This window comes from Xanthomonas sp. LMG 8993 (genome assembly GCF_009835065.2).
Taxonomy (GTDB): Bacteria; Pseudomonadota; Gammaproteobacteria; order Xanthomonadales; family Xanthomonadaceae; genus Xanthomonas; species Xanthomonas arboricola.
Genome location: NZ_QVIF02000003.1, coordinates 471,743 through 492,306, shown reverse-complemented (window position 1 = coordinate 492,306; position 20,564 = coordinate 471,743). Strand labels below are relative to the sequence as shown.

Here is a 20,564-nt window from a genome sequence, read left to right as displayed (position 1 = left end):
GGTAGCGTTCGGTCGCTGCGGCGTAGTCTGCCGCGCGGTCCTCGTCGGGTGGGGCGAAGACTGCAGCGCGGCCTTCGTTTCCTTTAACGGTCGATTCTTTAAGATGAGCCGCGACGTCATCGTCGCAGCCAGGAGAGCTTGTGCATCGGAGTGGTCTTAGAGCTGCTAATTCTGCGACGTGGTCCCGCACTGCCGGGCTCGCCCGGACCGCGGTGCATGCGGCGACGTCGCCACGCGTAGCGGGTAGGGATCTCCCGCGTCAGCCCACACTGCCGCGATCGTGCGGCGGGCAGCCTTGATGGACGGCACTGTGACTCTTTCCCCCGCACCAACCGATCTTCCCCCCGTTTCCGCCCTCGACGCCGGCCAGCCCACGCTGCCACCGGAAGCGCCGCTGGCCATGCCCGAGCAATCCCTGCGCGAAGGCCGTCTGCAGGTGCCGCATCAGCGCACCGCGCCGGTCGGCATCGGCGTGCGGCGCTTCTATCTGATCGGCGGCACCTTCGCCACCACCGCCGTGGCGGTGTGGGTGATGCTCAGCGTGCTGTGGCCCGATGGCCTCAGCGTGCTGGAAGGCTGCCTGCTCGGCCTGTTCGTGCTGCTGTTTGCCTGGATCGCGATGTCCTTCGCCAGTGCGGTGGCCGGTTTCGTCACCGTGGTGGCGCGCGCCGGACGCAAGCTCGGCATCGACCCGGAAGCGCCGCTGCCGACCCTGCACACGCGCACCGCGTTGCTGATGCCCACCTATAACGAAGACCCGCGCCGGCTGCTGGCCGGCCTGCAGGCAATCTACGAATCGGTGGCCGAAACCGGCCAGCTGGAGCATTTCGACTTCTTCGTGCTCAGCGATACCACCCGCGAACACATCGGCCGTGCCGAAGAACTGGTGTACAACGAGCTGTGCGACCGCGTCGGCGGACACGGGCGCATCTTCTACCGCCGCCGCGCCGACAATGCCGCGCGCAAGGCCGGCAATGTCGCCGACTGGGTGCGCCGTTTCGGCGGCAACTACCCGCAGATGCTGATTCTGGACGCCGACAGCGTGATGACCGGCGACACCATCGTGCGGCTGGTCGCCGGCATGGAAAACAACCCGGACGTGGGCCTGATCCAGACCCTGCCGGCGGTGGTCAACGGGCAGACCCTGTTCGCCCGCATGCAGCAGTTCGGCGGGCGCGTGTACGGGCCGATCATCGCCTTTGGCGTGGCCTGGTGGCATGGCGCCGAGAGCAACTACTGGGGCCACAACGCCATCATTCGCACCCAGGCCTTCGCCGATCACGCCGGCCTGCCGTCGCTGCGCGGGCGCAAGCCGTTCGGCGGGCATGTGCTCAGCCACGACTTCGTCGAGGCGGCGCTGATGCGGCGTGGCGGCTGGGCCATGCACATGGTGCCCTACCTGCAGGGCAGCTATGAGGAAGGCCCGCCCACGCTGACCGACCTGCTGATCCGCGACCGCCGCTGGTGCCAGGGCAACCTGCAGCACGCCAAGGTGGTCGGCGCCAAGGGCCTGCACTGGATCAGCCGCATGCACATGCTGATCGGCATCGGGCATTACTTCACTGCGCCGATGTGGGGCCTGCTGATGCTGATCGGCATCGGCATTCCGCTGGCCGGTGGCGGGATCGATCTGGCCGGCGACCTGCCGTTCTCGCCCGCCCGTTACTGGCATGGCAGCAGCCAGGGCAACGCGATCTGGATCTTCGTCTGCACCATGTTCGTGCTGCTGGCGCCCAAGCTGCTGGGCTATATCGCGCTGCTGCTCAACCCGCGCGAGTTGCGCGCCTGCGGCGGCGCGATCCGCGCGCTGCTGAGCATCCTGCTGGAAACCGTGCTGGCGGCGCTGATGGCGCCGGTGGTGATGTACCTGCAGTCGCGCGGCGTGTTCGAGGTACTGGCCGGCAAGGATTCGGGCTGGGATGCGCAGGTGCGCGACGACGGCAAGCTGTCGTGGCCGGCGCTGTTGCGCAGCTACGGCGGGCTGACCGTGTTCGGCCTGTTCATGGGCGCGGTGGCCTATACGGTGTCGCCATCGCTGGCGGCCTGGATGGCGCCGGTGATCGTGGGCATGGCGGTGTCGATCCCGGTCGTGGCTGTGACCTCGTTGCGCCGCACCGGCCTGGCCCTGCGCCGCGCCGGCATCTTCTGCATTCCCGAAGAGCTCGACCCGCCCAAGGTACTGGTGCGTGCGGCCGAGCTGCGCCGTGCCGCCGCGCTGGAGCCGTCGCTGATCTGAGCGCGCAGGCGGCGCATGGCTGGATCGGTGCGCGTTGCGATCTGCGCGTCTGTCGCGCCGGGGCAGCGGCGCGCACCAAGCGGCGAGAGCGGTCGGGCTGTCCGGCTCGGCCGGCCCGTGATCGGTCTGGCCGATGGCGCAAGGCATAATGCTCGGCCCGCAAGCGGAGCTGCACAATGCTGGAAGTGATCGAACGCGAGACCGGAACGAACCCGCAATGGACCGTGCTGTGGCTGCACGGCCTGGGCGCCGATGGCAGCGACTTCGCCCCGATGGTGCCGGAACTGGTGCGCCCGGACTGGCCGGCGCTGCGCTTCGTGTTTCCGCATGCGCCGATCCGCCCGATCACCATCAACAACGGCGTGCGCATGCGCGGCTGGTACGACATCGTCGGCATGGATTTCGCCACACGCGCCGACAAGGCCGGCATCGCCGAATCGGTGGCCCAGGTCGAGGCATTGATCGCCCATGAGCAATCCCGCGGCATCGCCCTCGAGCGCATGTTGCTGGCCGGGTTCTCGCAAGGCGGCGCGGTGACCCTGGCGGTCGGACTGCAGCGCAGCGTACCGCTGGCCGGGTTGATCGCCCTGTCCACCTATCTGCCCGAGCCGGCGGCGGCCGCCAGCCAGCTGCAGCCGGTCGCTGCCCGCCAACCTGTGTTCATGGCACACGGCACCGCCGATCCGGTGGTGCCGTTCGGTGCCGGCCAGGCCAGCATGCAGACCCTGCGCACGCTCGGTTTCGAACTGGACTGGCACACCTACCCGATGGGCCACCAGGTCTGCCTGGAAGAGATCGAAGCCTTGCGCACCTGGATGCAGGCGCGCTTCACCGCCGCCTGAGGCCATGGCCCAGCACGCGCCCCAGACCGCCTGGATGCCGGACCTGTGCCGGCTGCCGCGGTTGGGCGCCATGCTGGGCCTGGCCGAACTGGTGGTGCTGGTGGTGACCCTGGTGCCCGACGCCGGTGCGGCGCGCAGTATCACCCTGTCGCGCTTTGTCTCTGCCAGCGGCCTGGCGCTATGGCTGGCGCTGGCGGTCAGCGTGCTGCTATGCGTCCTGCGGCCGGCGTTGTCGCGGCTGCCGCCACGGGTGGGCGGGCTGGCCGCGCTGTCGATCGCCGCGGTGGTGGCGATGCTCGGCGCCGGAATCGTGCACGCCCTGTACGCGGCGCTCGACCAGGCCCCGCTCGGTCCCCTGGTCGGCTTCTGGCGCTTCACCCTGGGCAGCGCGGCGACGGTGGTGCTGATCACCGCGCTGGCATTGCGCTACTTCTACGTCAGCGACCGCTGGGAAGCGCAGGTGCAGGCCAATGCGCGTGCCCAGGCCGATGCCTTGCAGGCACGCATCCGTCCGCATTTCCTGTTCAACAGCATGAATCTCATCGCCAGCCTGCTGCGCCGCGACCCGGTGGTAGCCGAGCAGGCGGTGCTGGACCTGTCGGATCTGTTCCGCGCCGCGCTCGGTGCCGGCGAAGGCATGTCCAGCCTGCGTGCCGAATGCGAACTGGCCGAACGCTACCTGGCGATCGAATCGCTGCGCCTGGGCGAGCGCCTGCAGGTGCGCTGGCACCGGCAGGAGCCGTTGCCGTGGGAGCTGCCGATGCCGCGCCTGGTGCTGCAGCCGCTGGTGGAAAACGCCGTGCTGCACGGCGTCTCGCGCATGCCCGAGGGCGGCACGCTGTACCTGTCGCTGCGCCAGCGCGGCAACCAGTTGCAGATCCGTATCGTCAATCCGGCCCCGCAGCCGGGCACCCAGTTGCCGCTGGTGGCCGGGGCCGGGCATGCCCAGGCCAGCATCTCGCACCGGCTGGCGTTCCAGTTCGGGGCCGGGGCACGGATGGCGGCCAGCTGGGCCGAGGGCTACTATGCCTGTGAGATCACATTGCCGCTGTCGTGACGGGGGAGTCGCTGCAGCGAAGGGGGATGTCCATGACGGCCACGCAAGTGCGGGTGCTGATCGCCGATGACGAGCCGCTGGCGCGCGAGCGCCTGCGCCTGCTGCTGGGCGAACATCCGCATGTCGAAGTGATCGGCGAGGCCGAAAACGGCCAGCAGGTGCTGCAGCAGTGCCATCACCTGCATCCGGACCTGGTGTTGCTGGACATCGCCATGCCCGGCGTCGACGGCCTGGAAACCGCGCGCCTGCTGCGCCAGAGCCAGCCGCAACCGGCGGTGGTGTTCTGCACCGCCTATGACCAGCACGCATTGTCGGCCTTCGATGCCGCCGCGCTGGACTACCTGATGAAACCGGTGCGCCCCGAACGCCTGGCTGCCGCACTGGAAAAGGTGGCCACCTTCCTGGCCGGGCGCGCCCCCAGCGCCACGCCGCCGCCGTTGCGCACGCATCTATGCGCACGCCTGCGCGGCAGCCTGCGGCTGATCGCCATCGGCGACATCCGCTACCTGCAGGCCGAGGAAAAGTACGTCATCGTCCACCACGCCCGCGGCGAGGACCTGATCGAAGAGTCGCTCAAATCGCTGGAAGACGAATTCGCCGACCGCCTGGTGCGCATCCACCGCAATTGCCTGGTCGCGCGCGCCGAGCTGGTGGAACTGCGCCGCAGCGGCGATGGCCAGGTGCACGCAGTGCTGCGCAACGTGCCGCACCCGCTGGAAGTGAGCCGCCGCTGCGTGGCCAGCCTGCGCGAGCAATTGCGTTAGTGCGTGACCTGTCACGTGTGCTGAGGTGCGTTGCTCGGTCGCGGCACTGTGCTGCGGGCGCCGGCGTGCGCTCCAGGTAGGAGTTACGCGCCCGGTCCGTGATAATGGCCCGATGACCACGCTCCGCATCGCTACCCGTAAGAGCCCGCTCGCCCTCTGGCAGAGCGAACACGTCGCCGCCGCGCTGCGCCAGCACCACCCCGGCCTGGAGGTCGCGCTGGTGCCGATGAGCACCCGCGGCGACGAGGTGCTGGACCGTTCGCTGGCCGCGATCGGCGGCAAGGGCCTGTTCCTGAAGGAGCTGGAGCTGGCGATGCTGCGCGGCGAGGCCGATTGCGCGGTGCATTCGCTCAAGGATGTGCCGATGGAGCTGGACGCGCCCTTCGTGCTGCCGGCGATCATGGAGCGCGGCGATGCCGCCGACGCATTGGTGTCCAATCTCTATGCCAACCTGCAGGCGCTGCCGCTGGGCGCACGCGTGGGTACCTCCTCCTTGCGACGTCAGGCGCAGCTGCGCGCGGCCCGCCCGGATCTGGAATTGATCGACCTGCGCGGCAACGTCAACACCCGCCTGGCTAGGCTCGATAACGGCGGTTACGACGCCATCGTACTGGCCTGCGCCGGCCTGCAGCGGCTGGGACTGGATGCGCGCATCACTGCGCGTCTGGACGTCCCTGACTGGCTGCCGGCACCGGCCCAGGGCGCGGTGGCGGTGGAATGCCGTGGCGACGATGCGCGTATCCATGGCCTGCTGGCAGTGCTGGACGCCGGCCGCACGCGCGCCTGCGTGGAAGCGGAGCGGGCGATGAATCGCGCGCTGCACGGCAGCTGCCATGTGCCGGTGGCGGCATTCGCGCGTTGGGAAGGGCAGGGCCTGTTCCTGCAGGGCATGGTGGGCAGCGCCAGCGATGGACGCCTGATCCACGCCGAGGCGCACGGCAGCGCTGACGACACCGAGGCCCTCGGCCGCCTGGTCGCGCAAGGCCTGTTCGACAAGGGCGCCGCGCAACTGCTGGCCGAGCTGTAACGCGCCGTCGCGTCAGCCGGTAACACGACCGGTATCGACGCCAGCGCCCAGGCGCAACCTCCAGACCTGGCCGCGACGCACGCAATGCCCGCCCGCACGCAACCCCCGCTCTTCGTAGGAGCGGCCCCGGCCGCGAGAGGCTTTATCGGGAACGCCCTCGCGGCCAGGTCCGCTCCTACCGCTCGCGGTTGCGTAGTCGAATGTCTGGGCCCATTGACCACCGCGTCGCGCAGGGGCCTCTTCGGCAAGCTGCGCTCTTCGTAGGAGCGGCCCCGGCCGCGAGAGGCTTTCCCGGGAAAGCCCTTCGCAGCCAGGGCCGCTCCTACAGATTGCGGTTGCGTAGTGGAGTGTCTGGGCCCATTGACCGCCGCGTCGCGCAGGGTCTGTCCGGCAAGCTGCGCTGTTCGTAGGAGCGGCCCCGGCCGCGAGAGGCTTTACCGGGAACGCCCTCGCGGCCAGGCCCGCTCCTACAGATTGCGGTTGCGTAGTCGAACGTCTGGGCCCATTGACTGCCGCGTCGCGCAGGGTCTGTCCGGCAAGCTGCGCTCTTCGTAGGAGCGGCCCCGGCCGCGAGAGGCTTTATCGGGAACGCCCTCGCGGCCAGGTCCGCTCCTACCGCTCGCGGTTGCGTAGTCGAATGTCTGGGCCCATTGACCGCCGCGTCGCGCAGGGTCTGTCCGGCAAGCTGCGCTCTTCGTAGGAGCGGCCCCGGCCGCGAGAGGCTTTACCGGGAAAGCCTGTCGCGGCCAGGTCCGCTCCTACCGCTCGCGGGTGTTTACTTGAACGTATAGACCAGGTTGACCGTGGTTAGGGTGTCGGTCTTCTTGTCGCCGTCGCTGACCTCGCTGTTGTGGCGCATCTGCCAGGCGGCCTTGAGCGCGAAGTGCGAGTTCATGCTGACCTGCACGCCGAAATCGTTCTGCGCGTAGGTGTTGTATTCGCCCGATTCCACCAGCAGCGTGTTGATCAGGTCGGTGTTGTCAGTGACGGTGTACTTGAGGTCGAACAGCCCGCGCCCGATCAGCCCGGTCTCGTTGCGGTCTTCGTCGCTGTTGTGCGCGCGCCGGATACCCGGGCCGATCTGCGCATCCAGGTAGAAGCGCTCGGCATCGATCAGGCGCGTGCCGTAACCGATACCGAAGGTGGCCAGGCGGTCGTAGGTTGCAAAGTCATCGTGTTCGTAACGGCCGGTGGCGGTGAGCTGGCGGTGCTCGCCCAACTGCAGCGCGCTGCCGGCGCTGCCGGTGTAACGCTCAGCAGTGGTCTGGCGCTCGCGCGAGGTGCTGCCGTCGTCGTTGGTGTTGGTGTATTCGGAACTGGAGCGCAGCGCGGTGGCATCCAGGCTGTGGATCCAGTCACCGTCGGTATAGCGCAGGCGGATCCGGCCATTGAGGCTGTCGGTGGTGCTGTTGCCGTGGGCGGCGGCATAGCCGAGCTCGCCACTGCTCCCGCCCCACGGCGACGGCATCACGGCTGCGGCAGGGTCCGCCGGGGCCGGTGCGACTGCCTGGGCCCAGACGGTGGGCGTGATCAACAACAGCGGCAGCAGGGCAGACAACGGGGCACGGCGGGACATGGGCGGCTCGCTTTGGAGGACAGGGGCGAAAGAGGGTGGAAGCGATTTCATGATAACGGACTGAGCGGCTGCGTCATGAGTAAGTGAACGCCGCGCTTCAGAAGGGGTTCGGGCGTCGGCTTGCGCAACGGCAGCGGCTGGCGCATCGCAACCAGGCCCGGCCTTCGCGCGCTGCAGGCCCGCGGCCCGCCCGCCCGCGCGCAGTGGCGGCGCCGATCCAGGCATGATTGCCGGTGTACAGCGACGCTCACCCTGCCACGCAAAGACTCGGACATAATCGACGCATGGACCGCTACGAACGCATCAACTCCCTGCATCGCTTGCTCAAATCGGCACGCTACCCGGTCACGGTGGCGCGGCTGCAGGATGAGCTCAGCTGTTCCCGCGCAACCGTGTACCGCGACCTGGCGTTTCTGCGCGATGCGCTGATGGCGCCGGTGGAAGGCGACGGCGAATCGGGGTTCCGCTATCTCTCCGGCGAAAGCGACCGCTTCGAACTGCCCGGCCTGTGGCTGAGTTCGGAAGAGCTGCATGCGCTGCTGGCCTCCCAGCAACTGCTGGCGCGCACCGGTGGCGGGGTGTTGTCCTCGATGCTGGCGCCGCTGCAGCAACGCATCGAAGGGCTGCTGGCCGCCCAGGCCGGCGTGTCGCAATGGCCGGTGGACCGGGTGCGGGTGATTCCGCACCGCGGCCGCAAGCTGGACGAAGCCAGCTTCCGCACCGTGGCCTCCGGCGTGCTGGAGCGCAAGCAGCTGAGCTTCGACTACCGCGCCCGTTCCACCGACGAATCGACCAAGCGCACGGTGTCTCCGCAGCGCATCACCCACTACCGCGACAACTGGTACCTGGACGCCTGGGACCACGGCCGCGATGGCGTGCGCAGCTTTGCGGTGGACCGCATCAATCACGCACGCCTGCTCGAGAGCGTGCCGCGCGATGTGCCCGACAGCGAGCTGGACGAGCAGCTGGCGGCCAGCTATGGCATTTTTTCCGGCGCGCCCAAGGGCTGGGCGACCATCGTGTTCAGTGCCAAGGCCGCGCGCTGGGTCGCCGACGAGCACTGGCATTCCAAGCAGCAGGGCCGCTTTCTGGCCGATGGCCGTTACGAGCTCAGGGTGCCGTACAGCAACTCGCGCGAACTGCTGATGGACGTGCTGCATTACGGCTCGGACGCGGAGATCGTCGAGCCGGTCTCGCTGCGCGAGCAGGCCAAGGCACTGCTGTCGTTGGCCTTGAGCAATTACGACTGAGCATGGCCAGGCCGTGGCGCGGGGTGCGAGTCGTCATGCGACAGGTGCCCGCGCGGTGAGGGTGCTGATTCGGCGCCCCCACGGCGTGCTGACATGGCCATCGCCGGTTGCGCGCGTCGGTGTTGTGCGCTGCGTCCGGAAACCGCGCCAGGAGGCTGGCACATCATGAAGTGGAGATCGGTGCCGGCCGCGACGCCGCACGCCTGGTTTGCCCGACCGGCGCATCCAGTCGGCTGACGCCTGGAACAATCGACGCCGGCCGGGTAACCGACCGGCCCGCCAATGTCAGCGCTTGTTGGGCACTTCAAAGCCCAGGCGGTCCACCTGCTCGCGCAGCTGCGGCACGCGCTTGAGCTTGTCGGTGTAGATGGAATAGTCATCGCGCATCTTGTCGACCAGCTTGCGGTACTGGTCGCGGCTCATGTCCGGCTTGCGCGCGAAGATCCAGGCCAGGTCGCGGCCGGGGTAGGAGATCAGCATCCACGAACCGTCCGGTGCGATTTCCAGGATGCGCTGCTTGGCCGGGATGACCTTGTAGAACCATACCCGCCAGTCGCGGTTGCCGCTCTCGGCATCCACCGAGGCGCGCGCGTTGACCTCTTTCTCCGGCTCGCCGAAGCCCTCGCGGTACACATAGCGCACCGCCACCTTGCCGTCTTCGACCAGGGTGTACTCGTCGCGGCTGGTGACGTGGCCGCGCTCGACCGGGTTGGGCATGCGTGCGATCACATACCAGGTGCCCATGATCTTGGACAGATCGACCGCCGGCTCGCTGGCAGGCGCGTCCTTGGCGGATGCCACGGGCAGGCCGAGGACGAACAGAAAAGCGAGGGCGATCGTAACGGTCAGGCGCATCGCAACATCACAAAGGGGCAGTTGGAGCAGCACACTACCGCATGCAGGGGGCAAGTTCGCGTCAACGGTCGGGTCTGGCGCACGCGGCCGCCTCGGACGCGGTAACCGGGCGCCCGGGTCCGGGTGCGGAAGCGGACCCGGTTGGTGGCCTGGCGGTGGTTGTCGAACTGCGCCGCCGGCACCCGGCAAGGCGGTCTCTCCGGTTTTCGCCGCCAGGTCGCAGTCGGTGAGATGGGCGCAGGCAATCCTGCCGGCCTGTCCTGATCCTTCCTGCCACGGAGTGCCGCCATGTCGATTCGTCCTTCCCGTCGTTCCGAACGTCCCGACCCGCGCGTGCTGCGCCCGGTCCGGCAGATCGCCCTGGCCGGCCTGGCCCTGGTGCTGGTGTGGCCAGCCGCGCGCGGCCACAGCGAGTGGATCGGCTGGCTGCCGCTGTGGCTGGTCGGCATGCCGATGCTGGCCTGGTGGAGCCTGCACCGGTTCGCATTGCCGGCCCTGGTGCGGCCAGGTGCGCGGCGCGGTGCGCCACGTCGGCGCGGGCCGCAGGCGCAACGCCGACGTGGCGCTTCGCGCGCGGCAACACAGGCGCGCGCGGCCTGACCTTCGGCAGGGTCGGGCGGCGGAGGGCTATGCTACGTTCCCGGCGTTCGTTCTCCCGGAAACATTCATGTCCAAACTCGCCTCGATCTGCCTGGTTGCCGGTCTGATCACCGCTGGCGCCGTCTCTGCAGAGGAAACCGCCGTGTCCAACGATCCCTACGCCTGGCTGGAAGATGTTTCCGGCGCCAAGTCGCTGGACTGGGTCAAGGCCCAGAACGCCAAGACCGAGGCGCGCCTGGCGGCCACGCCGGCCTTCAAGCAGATGGAGACCAGCATCCGCGAAGTGCTGGATTCGGACGCGAAGATTCCCGGCGTGCAGAAGATCGGCGAGTACTACTACAACTTCTGGAAGGACAAGCAGCACGAGCGCGGCCTGTGGCGGCGCACCACGCTGGACGAATACCGCAAGCCGGCGCCCAAGTGGGAAACGGTGCTGGACCTGGATGCGCTGAACAAGGCCGAAGGCGAGAACTGGGTCTGGCACGGCGCCGACTGCCTGCGCCCGGATTACCAGCGCTGCCTGATCGCGCTGTCGCGCGGCGGCGCCGATGCCGATGTCACCCGCGAGTTCGATCTGGCCGACAAGCAGTGGGTCAAGGACGGCTTCTTCCGTCCCGAATCCAAGGGCGGGCTGGGCTGGATCGACCAGGACACCGTCTACGTGTTCACCGATTTCGGTGCCGGCACGATGACCAGCTCCGGCTATCCGCGCATCGCCAAGCAGTGGAAGCGCGGCACTCCGCTCAGCGCCGCCACGGTGGTGTACGAGGGCAAGCCGACCGACATGTACATCGCCGCGATGCACGACGACACGCCCGGATTCGAGCGCGATTTCGTCAGCCGCACGCTGGCCTTCTACAACGAGGAGCTGTATCTCAAGGGCGCCGACGGCAAGCTGGTCAAGGTGGATGCGCCCAACTCGGCCAGCAAGTCGGTCAAGCGGCAATGGTTGACCCTGGAACTGCGCGAACCCTGGACCGTGGCCGGCAAGACCTACAAGGCCGGCTCGCTGCTGGCGACGCGCTTTGACGACTTCATGGCCGGCAAGCGCAGCTTCGATGTGCTGTTCGAGCCCACCGACAGCACCTCGCTGGCAGGTATCGCCTGGACGCGTTCGCACCTGGTGTTGAACGTGCTGGAAGACGTCAAGAACCGCCTGAGCGTGATCACGCCTGGGCAGGATGGTTGGAAGAAGAGCGCCTTCGTCGGTGCGCCGGCGTTCGGCACCGTCGACGTCAGCGCGGTGGACAGCGACGACAGCGACGCGCTGTGGTTGACCGTTACCGACTACCTGACCCCGACCACCTTGTCGTGGGTGGAGGTGGGCACCGCGCCGCAGCCGCTCAAGGCCATGCCGGCGTTCTTCGATGCCGGCAAGGACAGTATCGAGCAGCACTTTGCCACCAGCAAGGACGGTACCCGCGTGCCGTATTTCCTGGTGCGTCCCAAGGCGTTGAAGCTCGATGGCAGCGCGCCGACCCTGCTGTACGGCTACGGCGGTTTCGAGATTTCGATGACGCCCAATTATTCCGGCGGACTGGGCCGTGCCTGGCTGGAGAAGGGTGGCGTCTACGTGGTGGCCAACATCCGCGGCGGTGGCGAATACGGTCCGCGCTGGCACCAGGCCGCGCTCAAGCAGAACCGCCACAAGGCCTATGAAGACATGGCTGCGGTGGCCAAGGACCTGGTGGCGCGCAAGATCACCTCGACCAGGCATCTGGGCGTGCAGGGCGGCAGCAATGGCGGGCTGATGACCGGCAACATGCTGACCCAGTATCCGGAGCTGTTCGGCGCGGTGGTGGTGCAGGTGCCGCTGCTGGACATGAAGCGCTACAGCCATCTGCTGGCCGGTGCCTCGTGGATGGCCGAGTACGGCAACCCGGATACCGACGACTGGAAGTTCATCCAGACCTTCTCGCCGTATCACCTGTTCGACCCGAAGAAGACCTATCCGCCGGTGATCTTCCTGACCTCCACGCGCGACGACCGCGTACATCCGGGCCACGCGCGCAAGATGGCCGCCAAGATGATCGAGGCCGGCAAGGACGTGACCTATTACGAGAACATCGAAGGCGGCCACGGCGGCGCGGCCAACAACGCACAGGCCGCACACATGGCGGCGCTGGCCTACAGCTTCCTGTGGGAGCGGCTGGCGGATTGAGTTGTCGACTCAAGGCAACTCCGTAGTTCGAGTTGTCTTGATCAGGTGCTGCGTTGAAGAAAGCCCTGGGCCGAATGGTCCAGGGCTTTTTTATTGGTTCCGTCTCCCATCGGCAGAAGGTGCCCGAAGGGTGGATGAGGGTACGCGCGCACGCCACGGGCTACGCCCAGCAGGGTGCCCTTGCAGCCACGCGTGGCTGCGGCGCTTGGTTCGCTTCAGGGCGAGGCAAGCCCACAAACAGCAATGCAAAAGCCGCGGCAAACAGCAGTCACGGCTGTTTACATCGATGCAGTGAACCTGCGTCCACGTCCAGGCGCTGTTCGACGAGAGGCGCCGTGCGCACTGGCGCTGGTTCGATCAAAGACGTTGCAAACCACGCGCAATCCGCTCCACCGCCTGCTCGAGGCGCGGCAGGCTTTGCGTATAGGCGATGCGGACGTGCTGGTTGGCGCGGTGGTGGCCGAAGTCGATACCGGGGGTGAAGGCGACATGCTCGGTTTCCAGGAAATGCGCGCAGAAGGCCTGGGCATCGTCCGAAAATGCGCTGATATCGGCATACAGGTAGAACGCACCCTGCGGTTCGACGGCGATGTTCAAGCCCAGTGCACGCAGCGCGGGCAGCAGATAGTCGCGGCGTTGCTGGAACTCGGCGCGGCGGGCTTCGAAGATGGCGATGCTGTCGGGCGTGAAGCAGGCCAGCGCGGCGTGCTGGGCGATCGTGGAGGCGCTGATGTAAAGATTCTGCGCGAGTTTCTCCAGCTCCGGCACCGCTGCGGGCGGAGCGACCAGCCAACCCAGGCGCCAGCCGGTCATGCCGAAGTACTTGGAAAAACTGTTCAGCACGAAGGCGCTGTCGTCCACTTCCAGCACGCTGTGCGCATCCATGCCGTAGGTCAGACCGTGGTAGATCTCGTCCACCACCAGGTGGCCGCCGCGTGCATGCAGCGCCTGCGACAAGCCGGCCAGTTGCGCGCGCGACAGCACGCTGCCGGTGGGATTTGCCGGCGAGGCGACCAGTGCGCCGACACTGTCGGCGTCCCAGCAGGCGTCGATCAGGCCTGGCGTCAGCTGGTAATCGGTGTCTGCGCCGACCGGCACCAGTTGCGCGGCGCCTTCGACCAGGCGCAGGAAATGCCGGTTGCAGGGATAGCCGGGGTCGGCGAGCAGCCAGTGTTTGTCCGGGTCGACCAACAGGCTGCTGGCCAGCAGCAATGCGCCGGAGCCGCCAGGAGTGACCAGGATGCGTTCCGGATCGATAACGCAGCCGTACCGCTGCGCGTAAAACCCGGCGATGGCGGCGCGCAGCGCGGGCAGGCCGCGGGCGGCGGTGTAGCGGGTGTGTCCGGCCGCCAGTGCGGCCTGTCCGGCCGCGACGATCGGTGCGGCGGTGGTGAAATCCGGTTCGCCGATCTCCAGGTGGATCACATCGTGGCCGGCCTGTTCCAGCGCATTGGCGCGCGCCAATAGCGCCATCACATGAAACGGCGCGATGTCCTGGCTGCGGCGGCTGTAGCGGGGGGCATGCGAATGTAGGGAGTCCATACCGAAGAGGATAGAGCAGCATGACCTCGGGCACATGACGCTCCCGGCCGGGCTCTTCCACACTCGGGTGCTGGGATGGCATTGCGTTCATCCAACGGACCCCAATCTGATGAAGCCTGTCCTCGCCCTTCTGATCGCCAGCCTGATGACCACATCTGTTCCTTCCGCCTTCGCAGCTCTCCCGCCGCCACCGGACGTGGCCAAGCGTCCGCATGTGGTCAAGGCCCCGTTCGGCGCCACCCGCAGCGACGACTACTACTGGCTGCGCGACGACAAGCGCGAGGACAAGGCGATGCTGGCCTACCTCAACGCCGAGAACGCCTACACCGACACGGTGATGGCGCCGCTCAAGCCGCTGGAAGACACCCTGTATACCGAGATCGTCGGGCGCATCAAGCAGGACGACGCCAGCGTGCCGTATCGCGAGCGTGGCTACTGGTATTACACGCGCTTCGAGGTCGGCAAGGACTACCCGATCCAGGCGCGCCGCAAGGGCAGCATGGACGCGCCGGAACAGATCCTGCTCGACGTCAACCAGATGGCGCAGGGCAAGGGCTACTTCAGCGTCGGCGATGCGGAAGTCAGCCAGGACAATCGCGTCCTGGCCTGGGCCGACGATGCGGTGGGCCGTCGCCAGTACACGATCCGTTTCAAGAATCTGGACACCGGCGAGATCTACCCCGATACGGTGGAAGGCGTGTCGGCCAACGTGGTCTGGGCCGACGACAACAAGACCCTGTTCTATGTCGAAAACGATCCGGAAACGCTGCTCACCGTGCGGGTGAAGAAACACGTGCTGGGCACGCCCTCCAAGGACGACGTGCTGGTCTACGAGGAGAAGGACGACAGCTTTTACATGGGCATCGGCCGTACCCGCGACGACAAGTACATCACCATCGGCGTGGAAAGCACGGTGTCGTCGGAGACGCGTTATGCGCCGGCCGACAATCCCGAGCGGTTCACCCTGCTGGCCAAGCGCGAGCGCGATGTCGAATATCACCCCGAGCATTTCGATGGCCGTTGGGTGATCCGCACCAATGCCGATGGCGCCAAGAATTTCAAGCTGGTGACCGCACCCACCGATGCGACCACGCGCAAGCAGTGGACCGACTGGGTGGCGCACGATGACAAGGTCTATATCGAAAACTTCGAGCTGTTCGACGGGTTTACCGCGATCGAAGAGCGCTCCGGCGGGCTGGAACGCGTACGCCTGCTCAAGGGTGATGGCAGTCATGAGTACGTCAAGGCGGACGAGCCTGCGTATTCGATGGGCCTGGCGGTCAATTCCGAGCCGGACACCGAGTGGTTGCGCTACAGCTACACCTCGCTGACCACGCCGGCGACCACCTACGAACTCAATACGCGGACCGGCGAGCGCAAGCTGCTCAAGCAGCAGCCGGTGATCGGTTACGACGCCGGCAAGTACGTCACCGAGCGCGTCTGGGTAACTGCGCGCGATGGCGTCAAGGTGCCGGTGTCGCTGGTGTACAAGCGCGGCTTCAAGAAGGACGGCACTGCGGCGTTGTTCCAGTACGCCTACGGCAGCTACGGCATGTCGATGGACCCGGCCTTCAATCTGCCGGCGATCAGCCTGCTGGACCGTGGCGTGGTGTATGCCATCGCGCACATCCGCGGCGGCCAGGAAATGGGCCGCCAGTGGTACGACGACGGCAAGCTGCTGCACAAGAAGAACACCTTCACCGACTTCATCGACGTCACCCGCGGCCTGGTGGAACAGGGCTATGCCGCCAAGGACCGCGTCGCCGCTTCCGGCGGCAGCGCCGGTGGGTTGCTGATGGGTGCGGTGGCCAACATGGCCCCGCAGGACTATCGCGTGATGGTCGCGCAGGTGCCGTTCGTCGACGTGGTCACCACCATGCTCGATGCCAGCATCCCGCTCACCACCAACGAATACGACGAGTGGGGCAACCCGGAAAAGAAGGCCTATTACGATTACATGCTGTCTTACTCCCCGTACGACAACGTGACCAGGCAGGCCTACCCGGCCCTGTTCGTCGGCACCGGTCTGTGGGATTCGCAGGTGCAGTACTGGGAGCCGGCCAAGTGGGTGGCCAAGCTGCGCGACGACAACACCGGTACCCAGCCGATCGTGTTCCGCACCAACATGGAGGCCGGTCACGGCGGCAAGTCCGGCCGCTTCCGCCGTTACCGCGAACTCGCCGAGTCCTATGCGTTTGTGCTGGATCAGCTCGGGGTCAAGTAGTTGAGGGGCGGGGATTGGGGAGTCGGGATTGGGGATTGGTAAGGACGGGACTCTTCCAGCCCTGCGTGCCGACGTCCCCCATCCGCCGTTCGGGCCCCTTCTCCCGGTGCGAGAAGGGGATGCCCGGACCATCTCGGCGCCCGCTGGCCGTATCATTTACCCATGACGCGACCGACTCGATTCCGCTGGGCCTGGTGGTTGCTGGCCTATGCCAGCCTGGCGACCGGCATCGTCGGTATCTTCGTGCCCGGCCTGCCGACGACCGTGTTCATCCTGATTTCCGCCTGGGCCGCCTCGCACGGCTCCGAGCGCCTGCACAACTGGCTGCTCTCGCACCCACGCTTCGGCCCGGCGATCGTCGAGTGGCAGACCTATCGCGCGGTCAGCCGCAAGGCCAAGTGGATGGCCACGCTCACCATGACCGTCTGCGCCGGCGTCATGCTGTGGTGCGTGCCGGTGTTCTGGGTCAAATGCCTGTCGATCGGCAGCATGGCGGTGGTGGCGATCTGGCTGTGGCTGCGCCCCGAGCCGCCACCGCGCGCGCTGCCCGCTGCGCATTGAGCGCACGGCAGTCAGGGTGTTCTGGCTATACTTCGGCCATGAGCCTCATGTCCCGACCGTCTGTTCGTCTCGCACTGGTTGGTGCGACCTTTGTCCTGCTTGCCGCCTGCGGCAACAAGGGCCCGCTGGTGATGCCGCAGAAGCCGGTGCCGGTGGAAGCCCAGCCGGTGCTGCAGCCGCCGGATGCGCCGCAACCGCTGAATGAGTCCTCGCCTGCGCCTGCGCCGGTGAACACCGATACGCAGCCCGCGCCCACCACCGACCAGCCCGCTAGCAGCGGCAATGAGCGCTGACGGCCGCAGCGGGCGTCTGCGTTTCACCAAAATGCATGGCGCCGGCAACGATTTCGTGCTGCTGGACCTGCGCGACGGCACGCCGCCGCCGGATGCGGCGCTGGCCGCACGTCTGGCCGACCGCCATTTCGGGGTGGGCTGCGACCAGATCCTGACCATCGAACCCCCGCGCAGCAGCGAGGCGGTGGCCGCGTACGGCATCTGGAATTCCGACGGCTCGGCCGCGCGCCAATGCGGCAACGGCGCGCGCTGTGTGGCGGCCTGGCTGGTGCGCGACGGCACCGCGCAGGGCGATGACTTCGTCATCGATAGCCCGTTCACCTCCCACCGCGTGCAGCGTCTGGACGCCGGCACCTATGCGGTGGCGATGGGCGTGCCGCAGTTCGAGCCCACGCAGATCCCGCTGGCCGGCTTTGCGCATGCGCGCGAGGAATACGCGCTGCCGGTGCATGGCGAAACCGTGCGCTTTGGCGCGGTGTCGATGGGCAACCCGCATGCCGTGGTGGAAGTGGGGCGGGTGGAGGCGGCGCCGGTGGAACGCGTCGGCGGCCTGTTGCAGCAGAACGCCGCGTTCCCCGATTCGGTCAACGTCGGCTTTGTGCAGGTGGTCGACCCGACGCATGTGCGCCTGCGTGTGTTCGAACGCGGCGTCGGCGAAACCCTGGCCTGCGGCAGCGGTGCCTGCGCAGCGGCGGTGGTGCTGATGCAGCGTGGCCGTGTCGAGCGCGACGTGCAGGTGTCCTTGCCCGGCGGCGAGCTGCGCATCCGTTGGGCCGGCGAACAACAGGAGGTCGTGATGTCAGGCCCGGCCGTGTTCGTCTTCGATGGAGAGTGGAACTGATGAGCGAGAACACGGACAAATTCAGCGCGCACGAAGTGGCAACCTGGTTGCGGCGCCACCCGACCTTCCTCAAGCAGTTCCCGGATCTGGCGGTGAGTCTGCTGGTGCCGCGCGACGACGGCCCCACCGCCTCGCTGGCCACCTATCAGCTGGAAGTGCTGCGCGACAAGAACCGCGAGCTGTCGCGGCGCCTGCACGAGCTTGGCCACAATGCGCAGGACAACGAGCGCCTGGCGGTACGCACGCATCAACTGACCCTGGCGCTGATGCGCCAGACCAGCGCGGCCGACACGCTCAAGGCGATGGCCGCCTCGCTGGCGGAAGATTTCAATGGCGAACTGGTGCGGCTGGTGTTGCTCAAGCCGGTCACCGGCCTGGAGGCCGACTGGCTGCAGGTCATCGCCGCCGACGATGCACGGCTTGCACCGTTCCGCGATTGCCTGAGCGACGGCGAGCCGATCTGCGGCCGCCTGCAGGCGGAAAAACACGCGCTGCTGTACGCCGACCAGGCTGCCAACGTGCAATCCACTGCGCTGCTGCCGTTGCCCGGCATCGGCCTGATTGCGGTCGGCAGCAGCGACGCCAACCGTTTCTATCCCGGCATGGGCACCTTGTTCCTGCGCATGATGGGCGAGTCCCTGGGCGTGGCCTTGCAGCGCTTCGACACATGATGCGCCGTGCAGGGTGCGCCGATGCGTGCAGCCTGCGCTGGATGGCCGCGCCGATGGTGCGGCAGCGAGGAATCTGAGGTGGCGTCGGTCGACGACTTCCTGGGATACCTGCAGGTCGAGCGGCAGGTGTCGGCGCATACGCTGGATGCCTACCAGCGCGATCTTGCCGCGTTGGTGGGCTGGGCCGGCGAACAGGCCATCGACGATGTGGCGCAGCTCGATAGCGCACAGTTGCGGCAGTTCGTTGCGGCCGAGCACCGGCGCGGGTTGTCGCCCAAGAGCCTGCAGCGTCGTCTGTCGGCATGCCGCAGTTACTACGCCTGGTTGCTCAAGCATGGCCGCATTGCCGCAAGTCCGGCGGCGGCAATGCGTGCACCCAAGGCGCCACGCAAATTGCCGCAGGTGCTCGATGCCGATGAAGCGGTGCGTCTGGTCGAGGTGCCCACCGACGCGCCGCTGGGCCTGCGCGATCGCGCCTTGCTGGAGCTGTTCTATTCATCCGGGCTGCGCCTGAGCGAGCTCTGCGCGCTGCGCTGGCGCGACCTGGATCTGGACAGCGGCTTGGTGATGGTGCTCGGCAAGGGCGGCAAGCAGCGCCTGGTGCCGGTAGGCTCGCATGCGATCGGCGCGCTGCGCGACTGGCTGCGCGACAGCGGCGGGCGTGCCGACACGCATGTATTCCCCGGCCGCGCCGGCGGTGCGATTTCGCAGCGCGCAGTGCAGATCCGCATCAAGCAACTGGCAGTGCGCCAGGGCATGTTCAAGGACGTGCATCCGCATATGCTGCGGCACAGCTTTGCCAGCCACATCCTCGAATCCTCCGGCGACCTGCGCGGCGTGCAGGAATTGCTCGGCCATTCGGATATCGCCACCACGCAGATCTATACGCATCTGGATTTCCAGCATCTGGCCAAGGTCTACGACGCTGCGCATCCGCGCGCCAGGCGCAAGAAAGCTGCTGAGTGAGTGGCGCGGCGTGTGTTGCGCTTGGCGGTTAACCACTTCTCTGAAGTACCGCCGCGTGCGAATCGCCGCTCTTGAGCCCCTATCGCATTGGGAGAGGGGCAAGAGCGCAGGCATCGGCGCCTGTACGCGCATCCATGCGCGGGCCTGCGTGGTTACTCGGGCCGGAGCGTTTGTTGCAGTGATGCGCATATGACGGCCGCGTACTGCGGTGACAGGTTTGCGCAGCAGCGTCTCCGCGCCGGCGACGATCACCCGGTTCATCCCGAAGCGCACACCACGCTCCCAATCGTTCTCGTGTGCGGCTGCTCGATGCCTGCGTACCGGTAGCGCACACGCATGCTGTCTGCCGTCTGAGCGCGCTGCATCAGTCGCCCGCGCCGCATGCGCGCAGCATGCTTGAACCCGGCAGGGGCGTCCCCACCTCATTGGAAACCCCCGGAGGACCCATGGACCCCAGCCAGAACCCCAACATCGTTCACGCCACCACCATCATCTCGGTTCGGCGTGGTGGGCATGTCGCCGTTGCCGGCGATGGCCAGGTCACCCTCGGCCACACCGTCATGAAGGGCAATGCGCGCAAGGTGCGTCGGCTCGGCCGCGAGGGTCAGGTGCTGGCCGGTTTTGCCGGTGCCGCCGCCGATGCGTTCACCCTGTTCGAGCTGTTCGAAGCCAAGCTCGACAAGCATGGGCAACTGACCCGTGCCGCCGTGGAGCTGGCCAAGGATTGGCGCACCGAGCGCCGCCTGGGCAAGCTCGAGGCGCTGCTTGCGGTCGCCGATAAGGAAACCTCGCTGATCATCAGCGGGACCGGCGATGTGATCGAACCGGAAGACGGCATCATCGCCATCGGTTCGGGCGGTTCGTACGCCCTGTCGGCTGCCCGCGCGCTGCTGGCGCACACCGAGCTCGATGCCAAGACCATCGCCACCGAGGCGATCAACATCGCCGGCGATATCTGCATTTATACCAATCGCAATGTGGTGGTCGAAGAGCTGTGAATCGGGATTTGGGATTGGGGATTCGCAAAAGCACTCCTTTCCCTGCGCCCGGACACGCATCGATCGTTCCTACTCCGCTTTTACGAATCCCCAATCCCCA

At 67.2% G+C, this 20,564-nt stretch carries 18 protein-coding genes; 15 read left to right on the top strand and 3 right to left on the bottom strand.

Annotated features, from left to right (window positions below):
• The first annotated feature begins 298 nt into the window (after nucleotides 1-298).
• From mdoH to hemC, 5 genes are all read left to right on the top strand, one after another.
• Nucleotides 299-2,236, top strand: coding sequence for a glucans biosynthesis glucosyltransferase MdoH (gene mdoH / locus DYQ94_RS08470; protein WP_046345694.1), 1,938 nt, complete (start codon nucleotides 299-301; stop codon nucleotides 2,234-2,236).
• Between the two features lie 176 nt (nucleotides 2,237-2,412).
• Nucleotides 2,413-3,078, top strand: coding sequence for an alpha/beta hydrolase (locus DYQ94_RS08465; protein ID WP_126965505.1), 666 nt, complete (start codon nucleotides 2,413-2,415; stop codon nucleotides 3,076-3,078).
• Between the two features lie 4 nt (nucleotides 3,079-3,082).
• Nucleotides 3,083-4,135, top strand: coding sequence for a sensor histidine kinase (locus tag DYQ94_RS08460; protein ID WP_024937790.1), 1,053 nt, complete (start codon nucleotides 3,083-3,085; stop codon nucleotides 4,133-4,135).
• A gap of 32 nt (nucleotides 4,136-4,167) precedes the next feature.
• Entirely contained in the window at nucleotides 4,168-4,899 is a 732-nt protein-coding gene (locus DYQ94_RS08455) for a LytR/AlgR family response regulator transcription factor (RefSeq protein WP_016903806.1), read from the top strand.
• A 112-nt stretch (nucleotides 4,900-5,011) separates the two neighbouring features.
• Entirely contained in the window at nucleotides 5,012-5,926 is a 915-nt protein-coding gene (gene hemC / locus DYQ94_RS08450; protein WP_065032133.1) for a hydroxymethylbilane synthase, read from the top strand.
• A 775-nt stretch (nucleotides 5,927-6,701) separates the two neighbouring features.
• Here the strand turns inward: hemC and DYQ94_RS08445 are convergent.
• Complete coding sequence (locus DYQ94_RS08445; protein ID WP_024940220.1) at nucleotides 6,702-7,502, bottom strand: DUF481 domain-containing protein; 801 nt, start codon at nucleotides 7,500-7,502, stop codon at nucleotides 6,702-6,704.
• Nucleotides 7,503-7,786: 284 nt separating this feature from the next.
• Between DYQ94_RS08445 and DYQ94_RS08440 the strand changes: the two genes are divergently transcribed.
• Nucleotides 7,787-8,752 (top strand): helix-turn-helix transcriptional regulator, encoded by a 966-nt coding sequence (locus DYQ94_RS08440; protein WP_102252855.1) that lies wholly within the window; start codon nucleotides 7,787-7,789, stop codon nucleotides 8,750-8,752.
• Between the two features lie 285 nt (nucleotides 8,753-9,037).
• Here the strand turns inward: DYQ94_RS08440 and DYQ94_RS08435 are convergent, their stop codons facing one another.
• On the bottom strand, nucleotides 9,038-9,607 hold the full coding sequence (locus DYQ94_RS08435; RefSeq protein WP_016903639.1) for a lipocalin family protein: 570 nt from the start codon (nucleotides 9,605-9,607) through the stop codon (nucleotides 9,038-9,040).
• Between the two features lie 288 nt (nucleotides 9,608-9,895).
• Here DYQ94_RS08435 and DYQ94_RS08430 point away from each other — a divergent pair, with 288 nt between their 5' ends.
• Together DYQ94_RS08430 and DYQ94_RS08425 are read left to right on the top strand one after the other, a co-directional pair.
• On the top strand, nucleotides 9,896-10,207 hold the full coding sequence (locus DYQ94_RS08430; RefSeq protein ID WP_102254872.1) for a hypothetical protein: 312 nt from the start codon (nucleotides 9,896-9,898) through the stop codon (nucleotides 10,205-10,207).
• A gap of 67 nt (nucleotides 10,208-10,274) precedes the next feature.
• Complete coding sequence (locus tag DYQ94_RS08425; protein WP_126965504.1) at nucleotides 10,275-12,368, top strand: prolyl oligopeptidase family serine peptidase; 2,094 nt, start codon at nucleotides 10,275-10,277, stop codon at nucleotides 12,366-12,368.
• 357 nt (nucleotides 12,369-12,725) lie between these two features.
• On the opposite strand, the gene DYQ94_RS08420 is transcribed toward DYQ94_RS08425, so the two are convergent.
• Nucleotides 12,726-13,910 (bottom strand): pyridoxal phosphate-dependent aminotransferase, encoded by a 1,185-nt coding sequence (locus DYQ94_RS08420; RefSeq protein ID WP_126965503.1) that lies wholly within the window; start codon nucleotides 13,908-13,910, stop codon nucleotides 12,726-12,728.
• A 109-nt stretch (nucleotides 13,911-14,019) separates the two neighbouring features.
• On the opposite strand from DYQ94_RS08420, the gene DYQ94_RS08415 reads away from it, so the two are divergent.
• From DYQ94_RS08415 to hslV, 7 genes are all read left to right on the top strand, one after another.
• Nucleotides 14,020-16,134: a S9 family peptidase gene (locus tag DYQ94_RS08415; RefSeq protein ID WP_160955228.1), complete on the top strand. Its 2,115-nt coding sequence runs from the start codon at nucleotides 14,020-14,022 to the stop codon at nucleotides 16,132-16,134.
• Nucleotides 16,135-16,296: 162 nt separating this feature from the next.
• Entirely contained in the window at nucleotides 16,297-16,695 is a 399-nt protein-coding gene (locus DYQ94_RS08410; protein ID WP_126965502.1) for a YbaN family protein, read from the top strand.
• Nucleotides 16,696-16,733: 38 nt separating this feature from the next.
• Nucleotides 16,734-16,988, top strand: coding sequence for an LPS translocon maturation chaperone LptM (lptM, locus tag DYQ94_RS08405; protein WP_126965501.1), 255 nt, complete (start codon nucleotides 16,734-16,736; stop codon nucleotides 16,986-16,988).
• Nucleotides 16,978-17,829: a diaminopimelate epimerase gene (gene dapF / locus DYQ94_RS08400; protein ID WP_126965500.1), complete on the top strand. Its 852-nt coding sequence runs from the start codon at nucleotides 16,978-16,980 to the stop codon at nucleotides 17,827-17,829. The genes lptM and dapF overlap by 11 nt, the downstream gene beginning before the upstream one ends.
• Nucleotides 17,829-18,500: a DUF484 family protein gene (locus DYQ94_RS08395; protein ID WP_160955229.1), complete on the top strand. Its 672-nt coding sequence runs from the start codon at nucleotides 17,829-17,831 to the stop codon at nucleotides 18,498-18,500. Before dapF ends, DYQ94_RS08395 begins: the two co-directional genes overlap by 1 nt.
• A 78-nt stretch (nucleotides 18,501-18,578) precedes the next feature.
• Nucleotides 18,579-19,466: a tyrosine recombinase XerC gene (xerC, locus tag DYQ94_RS08390; RefSeq protein ID WP_126965498.1), complete on the top strand. Its 888-nt coding sequence runs from the start codon at nucleotides 18,579-18,581 to the stop codon at nucleotides 19,464-19,466.
• A gap of 446 nt (nucleotides 19,467-19,912) precedes the next feature.
• On the top strand, nucleotides 19,913-20,464 hold the full coding sequence (gene hslV / locus DYQ94_RS08385) for an ATP-dependent protease subunit HslV (protein WP_005997221.1): 552 nt from the start codon (nucleotides 19,913-19,915) through the stop codon (nucleotides 20,462-20,464).
• The last annotated feature ends 100 nt before the right edge of the window (nucleotides 20,465-20,564 follow it).

Coding starts and splice junctions, on each gene's coding strand:
- mdoH (WP_046345694.1), top strand. CDS start 299: ATGGACGGCACTGTGACTCTTTCCCCCGCACCAACCGATCTTCCCCCC.
- DYQ94_RS08465 (WP_126965505.1), top strand. CDS start 2,413: ATGCTGGAAGTGATCGAACGCGAGACCGGAACGAACCCGCAATGGACC.
- DYQ94_RS08460 (WP_024937790.1), top strand. CDS start 3,083: ATGGCCCAGCACGCGCCCCAGACCGCCTGGATGCCGGACCTGTGCCGG.
- DYQ94_RS08455 (WP_016903806.1), top strand. CDS start 4,168: ATGACGGCCACGCAAGTGCGGGTGCTGATCGCCGATGACGAGCCGCTG.
- hemC (WP_065032133.1), top strand. CDS start 5,012: ATGACCACGCTCCGCATCGCTACCCGTAAGAGCCCGCTCGCCCTCTGG.
- DYQ94_RS08445 (WP_024940220.1), bottom strand. CDS start 7,502: ATGTCCCGCCGTGCCCCGTTGTCTGCCCTGCTGCCGCTGTTGTTGATC.
- DYQ94_RS08440 (WP_102252855.1), top strand. CDS start 7,787: ATGGACCGCTACGAACGCATCAACTCCCTGCATCGCTTGCTCAAATCG.
- DYQ94_RS08435 (WP_016903639.1), bottom strand. CDS start 9,607: ATGCGCCTGACCGTTACGATCGCCCTCGCTTTTCTGTTCGTCCTCGGC.
- DYQ94_RS08430 (WP_102254872.1), top strand. CDS start 9,896: ATGTCGATTCGTCCTTCCCGTCGTTCCGAACGTCCCGACCCGCGCGTG.
- DYQ94_RS08425 (WP_126965504.1), top strand. CDS start 10,275: ATGTCCAAACTCGCCTCGATCTGCCTGGTTGCCGGTCTGATCACCGCT.
- DYQ94_RS08420 (WP_126965503.1), bottom strand. CDS start 13,910: ATGGACTCCCTACATTCGCATGCCCCCCGCTACAGCCGCCGCAGCCAG.
- DYQ94_RS08415 (WP_160955228.1), top strand. CDS start 14,020: ATGAAGCCTGTCCTCGCCCTTCTGATCGCCAGCCTGATGACCACATCT.
- DYQ94_RS08410 (WP_126965502.1), top strand. CDS start 16,297: ATGACGCGACCGACTCGATTCCGCTGGGCCTGGTGGTTGCTGGCCTAT.
- lptM (WP_126965501.1), top strand. CDS start 16,734: ATGAGCCTCATGTCCCGACCGTCTGTTCGTCTCGCACTGGTTGGTGCG.
- dapF (WP_126965500.1), top strand. CDS start 16,978: ATGAGCGCTGACGGCCGCAGCGGGCGTCTGCGTTTCACCAAAATGCAT.
- DYQ94_RS08395 (WP_160955229.1), top strand. CDS start 17,829: ATGAGCGAGAACACGGACAAATTCAGCGCGCACGAAGTGGCAACCTGG.
- hslV (WP_005997221.1), top strand. CDS start 19,913: ATGGACCCCAGCCAGAACCCCAACATCGTTCACGCCACCACCATCATC.